Below are 16,572 nucleotides of genomic sequence, written 5' to 3'. Positions count from 1 at the left end.
TCTCCCTTAAATCACTTTAGCTTCGCTTCTGAGCAGTGACACGAGCTCTCTTGCCTGCTCTTCCGGCTCACCTTCAATGATTTTGCCGGCTTCTTTTTTCGGAGGCAGAAAGCGCTCAATCGCCTTTGTTTTCGCGGCTACGTCTTCTTCATCAAGATCGAGGTCATCGAGTTCAAGCTCTTCAAGAGGCTTTTTCTTCGCCTTCATGATACCGGGAAGCGAAGGATAGCGCGGTTCATTTAGCCCTTGCTGAGCGGTCGCAACAAGCGGAAGAGACGTTTGCACGACTTCAAGGTCTCCCTCTGCGTCGCGTTCTGCTTCAACATCGCTACCGTTTACCTCAAGCTTTGTAATGGTCGTGACGCACGGAATGCCGAGCAGCTCGGCCAGCCGCGGCGCGACCTGTCCGGATCCGCCGTCAATCGCTACATTTCCGCCGAGAATGATGTCATAATCGCGGTCTTTTAAATAATGATAAAGGATGGCTGACGCCGTATATTGATCAGCTTCCTCCAAATCGTCTTCAATGTTGATCAAAACGGCTTTGTCGCACCCCATCGCCAGAGCCGTCCTGAGTTCTTTTTCAGCTTCCTCTTCACCGACGGTGACGACCGTGATCTCGCCGCCGTGCTTCTCCTTTAATTGGAGCGCCTCTTCAATCGCGTATTCATCGTACGGATTGATGATAAATTCCGCTCCGTCCCGGCTGATTTCCCCTTGTTCAATGTGAATTTTTTCTTCCGTATCAAACGTGCGCTTCATTAAGACATAAATGTTCATATTCGCTTTATCCCCCTTGTTTTCGCGCTTGTTACTCCCCTTTGAAATGCGGCTTGCGCTTCTCTAAAAAGGCCTGGATCCCTTCTTTTGCATCTTCTGAACGGAATACGTCGCCAAAGTGCTTTCCTTCAAGCTTCAGGCTTCCTTCATACGAATACACCTTGTTTGAATGGAGCAGCTCGATGACATAAGCCAATGTTTTCGGGCTTTTCTCAGCAAATTTACGGGCCAGCTCTTTTGCCTTCTCAAGCACTTCGGTTTCATCTTTCGCCAGGATGGTGACAAGGCCGTATTCAAACGCTTCCTTTCCGGAAATCGGTTCAGACGTTCCGATCATTTCGAGCGCTTTGGCAGTGCCTACGTATTTCGGAAGGCGCTGTGTTCCGGCAAACCCCGGAATGATGCCGAGATTCAGCTCTGGAAGGCCGAGCTTTGCCTGTTCCTCAGCGATCCGGATATGGCAGGCCATCGCCAGCTCAAGCCCGCCGCCGAGCGCTGCGCCGTGAATGGCGGCGATGATCGGCTTTGGAAACGATTCGACCTTTTCAAACATCTGCTGTCCTTTGTCGGCAAGGGCCGAGTAATCCGATCCGTCCATCAATTCGGTAAATTCCTTAATATCCGCACCCGCTGAGAAAAATCTTCCTTCCCCGTGAATGATAATGCTTCTGACATTGTTGTCTGAGGCAAGCTGATCAAGACATGCTGACAGATCGTCAAGGACCTTTGTGGAAAGCGCATTTGCAGGCGGATGCTGAATCGTGATGACGGCAATATGGCCGTCTGTCGCAACAGTTATTGTCCCCATGATTATTTCTCCTCCTTCTTCCTGCTGAAACCGTGTATCAGCAATTCGTGAATGCTGTCTGCCAGCTGCGGCAGATCGTATTTTTGATCATTCATCACCCAGGTCGTGACAGTCTCATCGACGGTCCCGAAAATCATCTGTTTCGCCAGCCGCACATCAAGCTTATCTTGAAATTCGCCAGCTTCTTTTCCCTCGGTGATGATGTCCTCCAGAATCATTAAATAACCTTTTAGAATTTCATTGATTTTCAGGCGCAGCTCCCGGTGCGACTGCCTCAGCTCAAGCTGGGTCACAATCGCCAGGTGCCTGTCGCCGCTGAGCAGCTCAAAGTGCTTCTTGATGAACAGCGCAAGCTTCTCGGTCGCCGTGTGCTTCGCTTTCATCTCTTCATTCATCTGCTCGATAAACTGGCCCATTTTCTCTTTGAATAACGAAATGAGAATATCTTCTTTATTTTTAAAATAAAGATAAATGGTCCCGTCCGCCACGCCGGCCTGCTTCGCGATCTTTGAAACCTGTGCCTGATGGTATCCGTTTTCTGCAATCACAATAACAGCTGCGTCGATGATCTGCATATACTTTGGTCGCTTTTGTTTCAATTGGTTTCGTTCCTTTCCGCTTAAATGAATGAGTATTCATTCATGACTTAATCGTAAATAAAATGACGCGCTTTGTCAAGCGCTAGAAAAGAACTTCTTCCCGATCCGCCGCCGGCGGCAGACGGCGGATCAGGATATTATACGTTCGCCTTTTCGTCTTGAACGAGCGCCCTTCTTAAAATCTTGCCGACCGCCGTTTTCGGAAGTTCGTCCCTGAACTCATAGACCTTCGGAACTTTGTAAGGAGCAAGGCGCGATCTGGCATATTCGTCCAATTCCTTTTCCGTAATTGTAACATGTTCTTTTAAAACGACAAAGGCTTTCACGGTCTCTCCCCTGTATTCGTCGGGAATTCCCGCTACGACCGCCTCCTGCACCGCTTCGTGCTCGTAAAGCACCTCTTCGATTTCGCGTGGGTAAATGTTGTAGCCGCCGGCAATGATCATGTCTTTCTTTCTATCGACGATGTAAAAGAAGCCGTCCTTATCCATGTATCCGATATCCCCGGTAAAAAGCCAGCCGTCACGGAGAACGGCTGCCGTTTCCTCATCGTTGTTCCAGTAACCTTTCATGACCTGCGGGCCTTTCACAACGATTTCTCCGTGCTCATAAGGCTCCAGAAAACCGCACGTGTCTTCCGAAAAGATGGCGGCGTCTGTGCCGGGCCACGGACAGCCTATGCTTCCCGCTTTATTTTTGTCCCAAATAAAATTGGCATGGGTGATGGGCGCCGCTTCAGACAGTCCGTAACCTTCAACAAGCTTGCCTCCGGTGACGTTTTCGAACTGCTGCTTGACCTCGACGGGCAATGCTGCCGATCCGCTTAAACAGCTTTTGATGGACGACAGATCATACCGCTTGAGATCAGGATGGTTCAACAGGGCGATATAAATGGTGGGCGCGCCGGGAAATATGGTCGGCTTTTCTTTATCGATCGTCTTCAAGGCGGTTTCTGCATCGAATCTCGGCAAAAGGATCATTTCATACCCTTGCCTGATCGTAAAGTTGAGGACTGCCGTCATCCCGTATACGTGAAAAAACGGAACGATGCCGAGCACTTTCTCGTTTCCTTTTTTTAATCGGTAAAACCATGCCGCACACATTTCCAAATTGGCTAAAATATTTCGGTGGGAGAGCATGACGCCTTTCGGAGTTCCTGTCGTGCCTCCAGTATATTGCAAAACCGCGATGTCGTGAGCGGGATCAATGCCGATTTCCGGCGGATGCGGAGGGACGGGGCGCTTCATGATCGTCCGAAACAGATGCGTCGTTTCGTTTTCCGCGATTTCGATCGAAAACCGCTGCTGCTTTTTTTGGACAAACGGATACAGCAAATTTTTCGGAAAAGGCAGGTAATCTTTAATTCCCGTTGCAATAATATGCTTCACATTTGTTAGCGTTTTCATTTTGAAAGCCGCCGGGTACAGCACATCAAGGGTAATGATCATTTCAGCTCCGCTGTCTTTCAGCAAATGTTCAAGCTCTCTTTCCGTGTAGAGAGGATTCGTCTGGACGACGATCCCGCCGGAGAAGAGTACGCCGTAGTACGCGATGACGGCCTGAGGACAGTTCGGCAGCATGATTGATACCCTGTCTCCTTTTTTCATGCCGAGCATCAATAAATAATCTGCCATTTTTAACGCTTCTTCATATACTTGCTGATACGTTCGTTTCTTTCCGAGAAAATGAATCGCTGTTTTTTCAGAAAACTGTCGGGCGGATTGTTGCAGGATGGAGTGCAGTGTCTGATCTTCAAACTGGAGGTCTTGAGGAATTTGTTCTGGATAGTGAAGCAGCCACGGCTTTTCAGTCGGCATAAGATCCCCCCTTTAAACAAAATATAGTCTCAATTTCAGTATATCAAAACAATTTTCAGAACGTAATGATTTTTTGGAATAAAGAAAAAGACGCCAAAGGCACCAGCCTCTGAAAGCGTCTTTTTTCTTAAGCGTAAAACAGCATATAAATGAGACCGATGATTACAAATACCCCGGCAGCGCAAAACAGGATTTTCGCTAATTTCTCCATGTCTGTCCCCTTTAGATTCCGGCGGCCACGACGAATGACAGGCCGACGGAGATCACAAATGAAATGAAACCGACGGCTCGGTTGTCGTTTTCGATTTCCTTGTCAATTCTGAATCGAGGCGTCAGGAATTCGAAAATGAAATAGCCGATCAAAAGCAGCATGAAGCCGAACAATCCCCACCCCATCATTTGCAGAAGGGAATTGTGCTGGCTGATCGACTTTTGCAGAACGTTGGCGATGCCTAAAATTTTCCCGCCTGTGGCCATCGCCACCGCCATGTTTCCTTTTTGAATCTCCTCCCAGTTTTTATACGTGGTGACGAGTTCGAATACGGTCAAGAAGATGACCAGGCAAAGAACGGAAACGCTGTAATAGGCGGCGATTTCCACGAGATCATTTTCCCAAAACTCTTTCATGTTTCCAGACTCCCTTTTTATTTTAGTTCGACAATCGTAACTCCTGATCCTCCCTCTCCCGCTTCGCCGAACCGGGAGTTTTTCACGCTGCGGTGGTTTTTCAAGAGGTCCTGAACGCCTTTCCTGAGAGCGCCCGTTCCTTTTCCGTGAATGATCGATACCCGCGGATATCCGGCGAGAACCGCATCGTCCAGATATTTTTCAACCCGGTGGAGCGCGCTTTCATAGCGTTCTCCCCTGAGGTCGAGCTCAAGCGATACGTGATAATCCTTGCCTTTGACTTTGGCGATCGATTGCTGCTTTTCGGGTTCTGGCGCCGATTTCAAAAATTCAAGATCCTTTTCTTTCACTTTCATCTTCAGGATGCCGATTTGCACGTTCCATTCGTCAGCACCTGTTTTTTCAAGCAGCGTTCCTTTTTGGCCAAAGGTGAGAACCTTGACCTCGTCGCCCGGTTTCAGCGTACGCTTGTCCGTTTTTTTCTGAACGGGCTTTTTTGTTTTTTCAAAAGAAGGCACCGCTTCTTCAAGGCGCTTTTTCGCCTCGATCAATTCGTGGTCTTTAAACGTTTTCTGCTCGTCTTTTATCATTCTGAGCGACTGGATAATGTCATCGGCTTCCTTCATCGCTTCCTTGACCTTTTCGGCAGCTTTCTGCTCCGCTTCCTCATAGAGCCTGTCTTTTTTCTCCTGCCACTCGCTGATCTGTTTTTTCAGATCGCGGTGAAGGGCTTCCGCTTCCGCACGGATCGCTTCGGTTTCAGCCAGCTCGGTTTCCGCGCGCTTTTTGCTGTCTTCAAGCGAGGCAATCATCGTATCGACCTCATTGTGCTCAGCCGTCATTTCTGCTTTCGCGCGGCTGATCAAGCGCTCAGGCAAGCCGAGTCGCTTCGATATTTCAAACGCATTGCTTCGCCCCGGCACCCCGATCAGCAGCTTATACGTTGGAGACAATGTTTCGATGTCAAATTCGACGCTTGCATTAATGACATTTTCACGGTTATAGCCGTACGCTTTCAGCTCCGGGTAGTGGGTCGTCGCAATGACGCGGGCGCCGGTCTGGCACACTTCGTCAAGGATGCTGATCGCAAGCGCCGCTCCTTCCTGCGGATCGGTTCCGGCACCGAGTTCGTCAAACAGTACCAGGCTGTTTGGCGTCATGTCCTTTAAAATGTCGACGATGTTCACCATGTGTGATGAGAACGTACTCAAGCTTTGCTCGATCGACTGTTCGTCCCCGATGTCCGCAAATACTTGATCAAACACCGCGGTTTCCGAGCCTTCCTCAGCCGGAACGTGAAGTCCGGACTGCGCCATTAAGGTCAAAAGGCCGAGCGTTTTCAGCGTAACCGTTTTTCCGCCCGTATTGGGCCCCGTGATCACGATCGTTGTATAATCACCGCCGAGCTCGATATCGTTCGGAACGACCTGATCGGCGGGCAAAAGCGGATGGCGCGCCCGGATGAAGCGGACATAGCCGTCTCTATTGACGGCCGGCTTGACTGCCTTCGTCGCCTTCGCATATTTCGCTTTTGCAAAAATAAAATCGAGGGTTTGCAGGATCTTTACATTGTGTAACAGTTCATCCGTGTGCTCCGCCGTTTTTTCCGTCAGCACGCGCAAAATCCGTTCGATCTCCTGCTTTTCGTTTACTTTCGCCTGGCGGAGCGAATTGTTCATATCGACGATGACCTGGGGTTCGATAAACAGCGTAGCCCCGGAAGATGACTGGTCATGCACAATCCCCCCGTAGCTTGACCTGTATTCCTGTTTAACGGGGATGACGAAACGGTCGTTTCGAATCGTAATGATCGTGTCTGAAAGCATTTTTTGCGCTGAAGAGGACCGGAGCATCGCTTCCAGACGGTCTCTGATTCTTGATTCGAGCGTCCTCAGCTGCGTTCTGATTCCCCTTAGGGTCTCTGATGCATGGTCAAGGACCTCTCCGTGGTCATCGATGCACGAGTTAATGTCTTTCTCCAAGTCTGACAGCGGAATCAGCTGTTCCGCATACTGATGAAGGTGAGGAATCTCAACGCCGTCTTCAAACAACCCTTCGAGAAAATGCTTCATCTGTTTGGCGGCGTATAACAGACCTGATATTTCCGTAAACTCGGCCGGGCTTAAGATGCTGCCGATTTCGGCTCTTCTGACCGCTTTTCTGATGTCCGACAGCCCGCCGAAAGGGGCGCTGCCTTTCAGGCGCAGGACAGTCCCCGCCTCATCGACTTCTTCCAGGAGCTTTTTGACCTCCTCAAATGAGCGGGAAGGCTTCAGGTCAAAGAGCATCTCCTTCCCTAAAGAAGATGCCGCATGCTCTGCAAGCTGCTCTTTTACTTTATGAAATTCGAGTGCTGATAGCGCTTTTTGCTGCAAAATCAATTAAACCTCCTTAAGATCGGCGGCGAGACAAAAACGCGCGGACTTCGTCAAGCGAACGGGCATTCAGTACGTTCGCTTTCGGGGTCCATCCTTTTCTCGCTGCCGTAACGCCCGTTTCCATATCGTCTAGCATCGACGTGTTGTGGGCGTCCGTATTAATGACAAGCGTCACCCCTGCGGCATTCGCTTTGAGCAAATGCTCCATTCTGAGATCGAGCCGCGCGGGGTTGGCGTTCAGCTCCAACGCCGTATTCGTTTCTTTGGCGAGTTCGATCAGCCGGTCGATATCGACTTCATAGCCGGCCCGTCTTCCGATGAGCCTGCCGGTTGGGTGGGCGATAATATCGACGTGCTGATTTTTCAGCGCGTTTTCGAGCCGTTTCATGATAACGTGCTCCGGCTGTGAAAAGCTTGAATGGATGGAAGCGATCACAAGATCCATTTCCGCCAGCAGCTCATCGTCATAATCGAGTGATCCGTCAGGCAGTATATCCATCTCAACGCCTTTGAATATGTGAAAATCGGTAAATTCTTTGTTCAGTTCGTCAATTTCCTTCGCTTGCATGCGCAGCCTTTCCGGCGTTAAGCCGCCTGCGACTTTTAAATATTGCGAATGATCGGTGATCGCCATATATTTGTATCCTTTTGCCATGCAGGCTTCGGCCATTTCCCTGATCGAAAACGCGCCGTCGCTCCATGCCGAGTGCATATGGAGATCCCCTTTGATATCATCTGAGGTAATCAGTCCGATATCGTCTCTGTACTCATCGACTTCTTTGCCGGTCTCCCTCAGCTCAGGCGGAATAAAGGGCAAGCCGAAGTGGGCGAAAAACTCTTTTTCGCTTGAGAACGTTTGAATATCTCCCGTTTCAACCGTCTCGACTCCGTACTCGCTGATTCTTTCGCCTCTTTCTTTGGCGAGCTGGCGCATTTTAATATTATGTTCTTTTGATCCTGTAAAATGGTGGAGCGTCGTCGGAAACTGCTCTTCGGTCACAAGCCTGAAATCGGCGCTGATTTCGTATTCAAACGCAAATGTCAGCGATACTTTCGTATCACCGCTGGCAATGACCTCTTTAATGTTTGACAGCTTCAGGAGCCACTCGCGGACCAGGGCCGGATCTGTGACGGCCATGATATAGTCCAGATCTTTCACGGTTTCTTTGGCCCGTCTGAGGCTTCCGGCGCGCGAAAACTTGATCAGTCCCGGGATCCCTTCAAGCTGCCCTTCAATCACCTCGGCAACGGCGAGCGCCGCCGCGATCGGATACCGTTCAGGACGTTTTCCGGCTTCTCCGAGAGCCTGAAGGATTTTTTCCTCCGTTTTTTTGCCGAATCCGGCCAGCCCCTGAACCTTTTGCTGCTCACAGGCCTCTTTTAATGATTCCGCGTCACAGACGCCCAATTCCTGGTAGAGCTTGGCGATTTTTTTGCCGCCGAGACCGGGCAGCTTCAAAAGCGGAACAAGCCCTTCCGGAACCTCCTCTTTTAAACGTTCAAGCGTGCTCGATGCCCCTTGATCCATATATTCCTTAATGACGGCATACGTCCCTTTGCCGATCCCGGAAAGCGACATCATATCATCGATTTCGGAAAGGCTGCGGTCATCTTGTTCAAGCGCCGCGGCGGCTTTTCTGAAAGCGGATATTTTAAACGGGTTGTCCCCTTTTAGCTCCATGTAAATCGCAATCGTTTCAAGCAATCTGATGACATCTTTTTTATGCAATATGTTTCACCTCTTATTTCCCCGTGTTCACCTGATTCCATCATACAAATTTTTGGCTGATCCTACAATCATTCGACAAATTGCAGCCGGAAAAAAAACTTCTCCGAAAAGAGAAGTTTTTAAGATCCGTACTGAACCGGCAGATTCTTTAACAAGTTTGATAAATACGGGGTTTTATTTACAATCATATCAGCCAATACGGAGTGGGCCATCATGTTTTGCAGAACGTCGATCGGCAGCAGTGATCCGACGAACAGGACGATGAAAATGAACAGGTAAATCTCCGCAAAACCGAGCACAGCTCCGAGAATTTGGTTGATTTGTTTAAGAACCGGGATTTGCGCGACAGCATCCAAAAATGATGCCGCAATTCTCAATAGGATAATCGTCAGGAAAAAGAGAATCAGAAACGCAATCATATTATAGTAGGCATTTTCAATGCTTCCGTTGATAAATGTAAGCGCGGACTGCCCGCCCGTGAAATCCGGCGACGGAATCCAGCTCAGCTTCGGCGCAAGGTCGCGGTAATAGATCCCCGCCACGGCAATCGCTGCGATAAACGTCACCAAACGGATAAACTGGCGGATAAATCCTCTTTTCAGACCGATAAACAGACCGGACAAAAGCAAAACAATAATGATGATATCTAGCATCTTGATGTTCAATCCTTTTCTTTAATTTGTCCTTTCAATCTCTCAAATTCTTCCTTCAGCTTCAAATAATCATGCACAACATTTACCGCCGTCAAAACGGCGAGTTTATTTATGTCAAGATACGGATTTTTTTCATTGATTTCTCTCATTTTATCATCGACAATTGAGGCAACGTGCCTCATATGGCTTTTCGTTTCATCGCCGACAATTGTGAATTGCTGACCGTAGATGTCAACTGTTGTTTTCGTTTTTCGACCATCAGACAACGTTTCTCCTCCATTCCTGCAACGAGAATCCTAGACTCTATCATAACATGTTTAGAGATTGAATGGAAAGACGAGCCCTCCGCTGTTATGATACACTTATAAAAACGTGTGAAAAAGCCTGTTTTACCGGCTAAAAAAGGAGATTAAACCGTGTCACATTCAGTTTTAAAACTTCCCCAGTCTGTTATTGAACGCATGAAAAGCCATTACCGTTCCGACATCACCTCCCTTTCTGTGCAGGGAGCGGTTTTTCAGGCGAAGCCCCAAGGCTGCACCATTACGGCATATAAATCCGGAAAGGTGCTGTTTCAGGGAAAAAACGCCGAAACAGAAGCCGGACGGTGGGCGGCTTCTGCCGAAGCACCAGCAGCAGCAAAATCCGCTGCCAAACCGCGTACCGCTTCTCTTTATCAGCCGCCTGAAGGCATCGGCTCAATGTCTGTCATCGGCTCGGACGAAGTCGGAACCGGAGATTACTTCGGTCCGATGACAGTCGCATGCGTGTACGCGGATAAAACAAAGCTTCCGCTTCTGCAAGAGCTCGGCGTCAAGGATTCCAAACATTTAAAAGATCCGCAAATCGTCGAAATCGCCCGCGACCTCATCAAGACGGTCCCATACAGCCTGCTCGTGTTAAAAAACGAAAAATACAATGAATTGCAGGAAAAAGGCATGAGCCAAGGGAAAATGAAAGCCCTCCTGCACAACCAGGCGATCACAAACCTTCTGAATAAACTTGACGGAACCCGGCCTGAAGCAATTTTAATCGACCAGTTCGCAGAACCGGCCGTTTATTTTAAACACTTGGCCGGCAGAAACGCGATCAAAGAACGTACATATTTCAGCACAAAAGCGGAAGGCATTCACCTGTCCGTCGCCGCCGCTTCGATCATCGCGCGCTATTCATTTTTAATGGAAATGAACAAGCTTTCAAAAGAAGCCGGCATGACGCTTCCGAAAGGAGCGGGACCGCTCGTCGATGAAGCGGCCGCAAAGCTGATCAAGAAACACGGCGAAGCAGCGCTCGGCCATTTCACGAAACGCCACTTTGCAAACACACAGAAGGCGAAGCGGCTGGCGTCGAAAATCTGAATGTGCCAAACAGCGGGAACTCCTGACTTGCAGGGGTTCCCGGCGGTTCTGGCAGGAAGCACAAATTCCCGGGGTTCCGGGGAGTATTTCTGCTCGCGACTATATCCTGCATTAATCCCGGCTTTTCACGATGAAACTGACAATATTCTTATCATCGATCCATTTACAGTAAATATTCGAAACGGAATGGGTGTATCGTCTTGGCAAAACATAATGATCTTCATGATCATAAGGATTATTTCTCTGTCATTTTCATTAATTTTTTATGCTAGCTCCCAATAAGAGTAACCATTCTACAAATATTTCAATTCTTCGGTGTCACGGCAGTCACATTCTATAACAGGTTCTCCTGATTAAGCTTTGCTTTATTATGTCATGTACTTAGTTATATTGGAATCACTGAGATATTCCACATAAATCAAGCCCATTATCATAACCCCTTCTTAAAGAGCATTGAAAAACAGGGGCAGCAAAAGGTACGTCCTGAGATCACGGTCCATTGGCATCCCGGCATCATAATCAAGTAAAAAAGCAGACCACCCGGCCTGCTTTTTTTATGTATACTGACTGTCCCAGATTCCCGTTATCGCTTGGAATGAATTTAATATCGGCCGTAGCCATTCCTAATACAACACCAAATAAACCACAAGCGATAGCTGCGATCATCATAATTGTGCCGTGTTGTACTTTCCCGTTACTTCTTACTAGATATCCAAAAATAACTCCTCCTGCACCAAATAAAATCGGAATAAGCAGCAGTGATATACCGGTACATATCCAGCCTAAAATGATAAATGTTTGAGTATTATTGCTTGGGTTTTTCGTCATAGTCCCGATCCTTTCTGAATGGTTATTTTGCACTATTAATGATTTTATACTAAAAAAAAGAAATATGAAATAGTTTTTTCCAGCGATCCAGAGGAAAGCGATTTGGTTAAAATTTATTGAGAGAAAGAATGAGGTACAAAATAAGGTTCATAGAGGAGGAAGGCTTGTCCATCGTTTATGCGAAACAACAATGATATGGCCAGGCAGCGCCTTTCTCGTGCTTCTATTCCCGCAGGAAACACAAAGCGGCGCAACCTTTGCTGAATTTCGATCTTTTTGCTTGAGATTATTACAATTTATCAGAAGATTACCAAATAAAAGGCCTATAGATCTGTTTGAAAAGCCCTGTCAAACGGCAGATTTTTTGTCGAATTTCAACGAACTTTGTAGTTACATTGAAAGGTTTGTCATAAGAATCCATGTATATTTTCCTCTTTTTGGATAAAAAAGGGATTTCTAGTTAACTAGACGAATCTTTAGTCTGTTAAAAACTAAGGAGGGAATTTTTTTAATGAAAAAACGGTCTTTATTCTTTACTTTATTGCTTTCTGCAAGTTTAATACCCGGGGCGGCGGGAGTCGCGGAAACGGGCGGTCATCATGAGCATGTTCATGAAGCGAAAGGGATTCATAAGGAAGCATTGCCTAAACCTAAGGAAGGTTTTAAAGATTTAACCGGCAAAGTTCACATTGAAAAAACAACGAAAACAAAGGTGTTGGATGAAAAAGGAAACACAACCGGTACGATGACATTTAACAAGAATGTAAACACCGGCACATTTTCGACTCAAGCCAGCACGGGTAAACAAAAGGTAAGCGTATTGGCAGTGGCTGATAAGCAATTTCGGACGAAATATAAGGATTGGAAAACAAGAATCGTCCAAATTGTTGAGGAGGCGGACGAAATGTTTAACCGCGACCATGATATTGACTTTGTCGTGGAAGCCGTTGCCCCTTGGAATTCTTCCGGTAAGAACGCCTCTGACATTCTTGACAACCTTGCGGCCAAATTCGAGGGCCAGCCTTATAAATTCGTAGCCGGCTTTACAGCCAACGACAACTTTGAAGCGGGCGGCATCGCTTTTCAATATCCTGTTAAGCCGGACGGTCCCGCTTTCAGCGTCACGCTCGACATGGGAACGGAAAATTCGGCAAAAGCGGCAAGACACGAATTTTCCCATAACTTCGGCGTGGAACATGATCCGCAAGGAAGCGGAATCCGCTGCATTATGAACTATGACTACGCATACACAGTCGATGTCTGGGATGAGGCTCATAACGAGCTCATCGAGAAAAATAAAGTTTGGTATCAATAACAAAACATAACCGGTTCCTGATACATGGGAACCGGTTATGTTTTTAAGTTTTATCCTCTTAACACAGCGTGATACGTTTCCTCCAGGGCTTTCAGCACTTTGTCGTGAACTTTTGTCACTTCTTCTTCTGTCAGCGTTTGTTCCGGATTTAAATATTGGAGGCTGAAAGCGACCGATTTTTTGCCTTCTTCCATGTGCTCGCCTTCGTAGACGTCAAAAACGTGCACTTCCTTCAATAATTTCCCTCCGGCTTTTTTGATGACGTCTTCAAGCTGGCCGCTTGCGATGTCTTTGTTTACGACAAGCGCGATGTCGCGTGTGACGGATGGGTATTTCGGAATGGCCGTATACGTGATGGCCGGCACGTCCAGAGCGAAAAGTGCGTGCAAGTCAAGCTCGAATACGTACGTTTCTTTCAGATCAAGCTCTTTTTCGACTGATGGGTGGAGCTGGCCGATGAAACCGATTAGGCTGCCGTTGTGCAAAATATTGGCCGTCCGTCCCGGATGAAGCTCTTTTCTTTCAGATTGAACGAATTCGATGCCTTCCTGCACTCCGAGCTTTTCTAAAAGGCCTTCGACGATGCCTTTGGCGACGAAGAAGTCAACCGGCTTTTTCTCGCCCTGCCAAAGGTTTTTGTGCCACAGTCCTGTCACGGCTCCGGCGACATGCTCTTTTTCGACCGGTTTTGTCTGTTCTTCGACTTTTAAGAAAACCGAGCCGATTTCGTAAAAGGCTGCTGAATCGGTCTGTCGCGCCAGGTTATAGGCGACAGAGTCGAGCAGGTTCGGAAGCAGGCTGTGCCTTAATACGCTTCTTTCCTCACTCATCGGCAGTGAAAGGATCGTTTTGAACGACTTTTCAAGGGCGAATGCGGTCGCTTTTTTATCGTTTGTCAGCGAGTACGTGATCGCCTGTGAAAGCCCCGCGCCTTCCAAAAAGCGTCTGACCTTTCTCCGCTTTTCCTGATACGGGGTGAGACCGCCGGTAAAGCCTGCCACCTCAGGAAGCGTAGACGGGATATTGTCATAGCCGTACAATCGTGCGACCTCTTCGATCAGGTCCTCTTCGATCGTAATGTCGCCCCTTCTCGTCGGAACGGTTACGGTGAGCTTGCCGTCAGCTTCTTCTACGGAAAAGCCGAGCTTCTTGAAAATATCGGCCATTTCCTCTTTGCTGATGGACATGCCGAGCACTTTCGTCACTTTATCAGCGGACAGGCTGATGACTTTTGGCTCGATATCGAGGTGATTTTCTTCCACAGTGCCCTCCAGCACGGTTCCGCCTGCATAGCGGCTGATCAGGTCTGCGGCCCGTTCTGCGGCGAGGCTCACCCGCGCAGGATCGATTCCTTTTTCGAAGCGGATGCTTGATTCGCTTCGAAGCCCGAGGTCTTTTGAAGCTTTGCGTACGACTTTTCCGCTGAAATATGCCGCTTCAAGCAAAATCGTCTTCGTATCTTCGCGGACTTCAGAATCTGCTCCGCCCATCACGCCTGCTACTGCCTGCGGAATAGAGCCGTTTGTGATGACAAGGTGATCGGCTGACAACGTTCTTTCCTGCTCATCGAGCGTCACAATCGTTTCGTTTTCTTTCGCTTTGCGGATGACGACCTCTTTTGAGCCGAAGCGGTCATAGTCAAAAGCATGCAGAGGCTGGCCGTATTCGAGCAGGACAAAGTTTGTAATATCGACGACATTGTTGTGCGGTCTGATTCCTGCATTCATCAGCTTCGTCTGCATCCAGAGCGGAGACGGACCGATATTGACATCCTTAATGATTTTTGCCGCATACATAGGATTTGCTTCCCGGTCTTCGATTTGAACCGAAATGTAATCTTCCGCTTTTTCAGCACCCGGCTGATATGACGGTTCAGGAAACTTCACATCGCGTCCGAGAATCGCCGCCACCTCGTAGGCGACGCCGAGCATATTCATCGCATCGGCGCGGTTCGGCGTGAGTCCGAGCTCCAGCACCGCATCATCGAGCGCAAGGCTCTTCAGCGCGTCCGTTCCGGTTTCGGCATCGCCCGGGAATACGAAAATGCCTTCCGCGTATTCCTTAGGCACGAGCTTGCCTTGAATGCCGAGCTCCTGAAGCGAGCAGATCATACCGTTTGACTCTTCGCCGCGGAGCTTCGCTCTCTTGATTTTAAAATTGCCCGGCAGTACGGCGCCGACCGTTGCAACGGCTACTTTTTGCCCTTTATCGACGTTCGGGGCGCCGCAAATGATTTGAACGGGCTCATCAGCGCCGATATCGACGAGACACTTGTTTAATTTGTCTGCGTTCGGATGCTGCTCCCGCTCAAGAACATGTCCGATGACAACCCCTTTGATGCCCTCGCCTTTGTATTCAACGCCTTCTACTTCGATCCCGCTTCTCGTAATCTTTTCCGCAAGAATCTCAGGCGTCATTCCGTCTAAATTCACGTACTCTTCCAACCATTTATATGAAACAAACATCACGCGTCCTCCTCTTTAAGCCTGTTTAAATTGAGATAAAAATCTGACATCGTTCGTATAGAAATGACGGATATCGTCAATGCCGTATTTCAGCATCGCGATGCGTTCGACACCCATTCCAAACGCAAAGCCCTGATACTGTTTGGAATCAAATCCCGCCATTTCAAGCACGTTCGGATGGACCATTCCTGCACCGAGAATTTCGATCCAGCCTGTTTGTTTACAAACGGAGCAGCCTTTTCCTCCGCATTTGAAACAGGAAACGTCAACTTCAACAGATGGTTCTGTGAACGGGAAGAAGCTTGGACGCAGTCTGATTTCGCGATCTTCGCCGAACATCTTTTTCGCGACGGTTTCAAGCGTGCCTTTCAAATCGCTCATGCTGATGTTATGATCGACGCAAAGCCCTTCGATCTGCATAAACTGGTGAGAGTGTGTTGCATCGTCGTTGTCACGGCGGTACACTTTTCCCGGGCAGATGATTTTCACCGGGCCTTTTCCTTTATACTTTTCCATCGTACGCGTTTGAACCCCTGATGTTTGTGTTCTCATCAGCGTGTCTTCGGTGATGTAGAAGCTGTCCTGCATATCGCGCGCCGGATGATCCTTCGGAAGGTTCAATGCTTCGAAATTGTAGTAATCCGTTTCCACTTCTGGGCCTTCTTCTACAGAATATCCCATGCTGATAAACAGGTCTTCAATGTCCTCGATCACGATGGTCAGCGGATGCTTTGCGCCCGTTTTGACGGGATTTCCCGGAAGCGTGACATCGATCGTTTGACTTTTGAGCTTTCTTTTGACCTCTTCTTCTTCAAGACGTGCGTTTTTTTCAGCAATCGCGGCGGCAATCGTCTCTCTGACTTCGTTTGCCAATGCGCCCATTTTCGGCCTTTCTTCTGCGGAAAGCTTCCCCATTCCCCTGAGCACTTCTGTAATTGGTCCTTTTTTGCCTAGATACGCGACACGGACATCGTTGACTTCTTTTAATGACTGTGCGGCTTCAACCTTGGCTACCGCTTCTTTTTCAAGCTGTTTCAGCTGTTCCTGCATGTTTAGCAATTCCTCCTTTTATCTGGACAAACCGATGAATGACAAATAAAAAAGCCCCTTTCTTATTGAAAGGGACGAATCGTGGCCGCGGTACCACCCTTTTTAAACAAAGCAAAACAAGCTTTGTTTCTCGCTTCATTGACATAACGGATTGGCTCCGGTTCG

At 48.2% G+C, this 16,572-nt stretch carries 14 protein-coding genes; 2 read left to right on the top strand and 12 right to left on the bottom strand.

What is annotated here, in order from left to right; translation table 11 throughout:
- Positions 1-6: 6 nt before the first annotated feature.
- The 9 genes from MHB78_RS07745 to zapA all read right to left on the bottom strand — a co-directional run bounded on the left by MHB78_RS07745 (position 7) and on the right by zapA (position 9,657).
- On the bottom strand, positions 7-780 hold the full coding sequence (locus MHB78_RS07745; RefSeq protein WP_046131935.1) for an electron transfer flavoprotein subunit beta/FixA family protein: 774 nt from the start codon (positions 778-780) through the stop codon (positions 7-9).
- A 31-nt stretch (positions 781-811) separates the two neighbouring features.
- A complete protein-coding gene (locus MHB78_RS07740; RefSeq protein ID WP_046131934.1) occupies positions 812-1,588 on the bottom strand; it encodes an enoyl-CoA hydratase in 777 nt (258 codons plus the stop codon).
- A 2-nt stretch (positions 1,589-1,590) separates the two neighbouring features.
- The gene (locus MHB78_RS07735; RefSeq protein ID WP_046131933.1) at positions 1,591-2,187 is read right to left on the bottom strand and encodes a TetR/AcrR family transcriptional regulator; all 597 of its coding nucleotides are present in this window, start codon (positions 2,185-2,187) and stop codon (positions 1,591-1,593) included.
- A 137-nt stretch (positions 2,188-2,324) separates the two neighbouring features.
- Positions 2,325-4,004, bottom strand: coding sequence for an AMP-binding protein (locus MHB78_RS07730; RefSeq protein WP_046131932.1), 1,680 nt, complete (start codon positions 4,002-4,004; stop codon positions 2,325-2,327).
- A 222-nt stretch (positions 4,005-4,226) separates the two neighbouring features.
- Positions 4,227-4,631 carry a DUF350 domain-containing protein gene (locus tag MHB78_RS07725; protein WP_046131931.1) on the bottom strand — a complete coding sequence of 135 codons (405 nt, stop codon included), beginning with the start codon at positions 4,629-4,631 and terminating at the stop codon, positions 4,227-4,229.
- A 17-nt stretch (positions 4,632-4,648) separates the two neighbouring features.
- Positions 4,649-7,006 (bottom strand): endonuclease MutS2, encoded by a 2,358-nt coding sequence (locus MHB78_RS07720; RefSeq protein ID WP_046132129.1) that lies wholly within the window; start codon positions 7,004-7,006, stop codon positions 4,649-4,651.
- Between the two features lie 16 nt (positions 7,007-7,022).
- Positions 7,023-8,738 (bottom strand): DNA polymerase/3'-5' exonuclease PolX, encoded by a 1,716-nt coding sequence (gene polX, locus MHB78_RS07715; protein ID WP_046131930.1) that lies wholly within the window; start codon positions 8,736-8,738, stop codon positions 7,023-7,025.
- Between the two features lie 119 nt (positions 8,739-8,857).
- Positions 8,858-9,391: a CvpA family protein gene (locus MHB78_RS07710; RefSeq protein WP_046131929.1), complete on the bottom strand. Its 534-nt coding sequence runs from the start codon at positions 9,389-9,391 to the stop codon at positions 8,858-8,860.
- An 8-nt stretch (positions 9,392-9,399) separates the two neighbouring features.
- Positions 9,400-9,657, bottom strand: a complete 258-nt coding sequence (gene zapA / locus MHB78_RS07705) for a cell division protein ZapA (RefSeq protein ID WP_006637920.1) — start codon at positions 9,655-9,657, stop codon at positions 9,400-9,402.
- A gap of 150 nt (positions 9,658-9,807) precedes the next feature.
- On the opposite strand from zapA, the gene rnhC reads away from it, so the two are divergent.
- A complete protein-coding gene (gene rnhC / locus MHB78_RS07700; RefSeq protein ID WP_046131928.1) occupies positions 9,808-10,749 on the top strand; it encodes a ribonuclease HIII in 942 nt (313 codons plus the stop codon).
- 519 nt (positions 10,750-11,268) lie between these two features.
- On the opposite strand, the gene MHB78_RS07695 is transcribed toward rnhC, so the two are convergent.
- Positions 11,269-11,577 carry a hypothetical protein gene (locus MHB78_RS07695; protein ID WP_052948541.1) on the bottom strand — a complete coding sequence of 103 codons (309 nt, stop codon included), beginning with the start codon at positions 11,575-11,577 and terminating at the stop codon, positions 11,269-11,271.
- Positions 11,578-12,088: 511 nt separating this feature from the next.
- Here MHB78_RS07695 and MHB78_RS07690 point away from each other — a divergent pair.
- A complete protein-coding gene (locus tag MHB78_RS07690; protein ID WP_046131927.1) occupies positions 12,089-12,892 on the top strand; it encodes a zinc-dependent metalloprotease in 804 nt (267 codons plus the stop codon).
- A gap of 50 nt (positions 12,893-12,942) precedes the next feature.
- Here the strand turns inward: MHB78_RS07690 and pheT are convergent, their stop codons facing one another.
- Both pheT and pheS read right to left on the bottom strand, forming a co-directional pair.
- Positions 12,943-15,357: a phenylalanine--tRNA ligase subunit beta gene (pheT, locus tag MHB78_RS07685; RefSeq protein ID WP_046131926.1), complete on the bottom strand. Its 2,415-nt coding sequence runs from the start codon at positions 15,355-15,357 to the stop codon at positions 12,943-12,945.
- A 15-nt stretch (positions 15,358-15,372) separates the two neighbouring features.
- Positions 15,373-16,407: a phenylalanine--tRNA ligase subunit alpha gene (gene pheS, locus MHB78_RS07680; RefSeq protein WP_046131925.1), complete on the bottom strand. Its 1,035-nt coding sequence runs from the start codon at positions 16,405-16,407 to the stop codon at positions 15,373-15,375.
- Between the last annotated feature and the right edge of the window lie 165 nt (positions 16,408-16,572).

Origin of the sequence: Bacillus sp. FSL K6-0138, from assembly GCF_037982765.1 — a bacterium.
Taxonomy (GTDB): Bacteria; Bacillota; Bacilli; order Bacillales; family Bacillaceae; genus Bacillus; species Bacillus glycinifermentans.
Note: the sequence above shows the minus strand (reverse complement) of the source record. Positions and strands in the feature narration are given on the sequence as shown.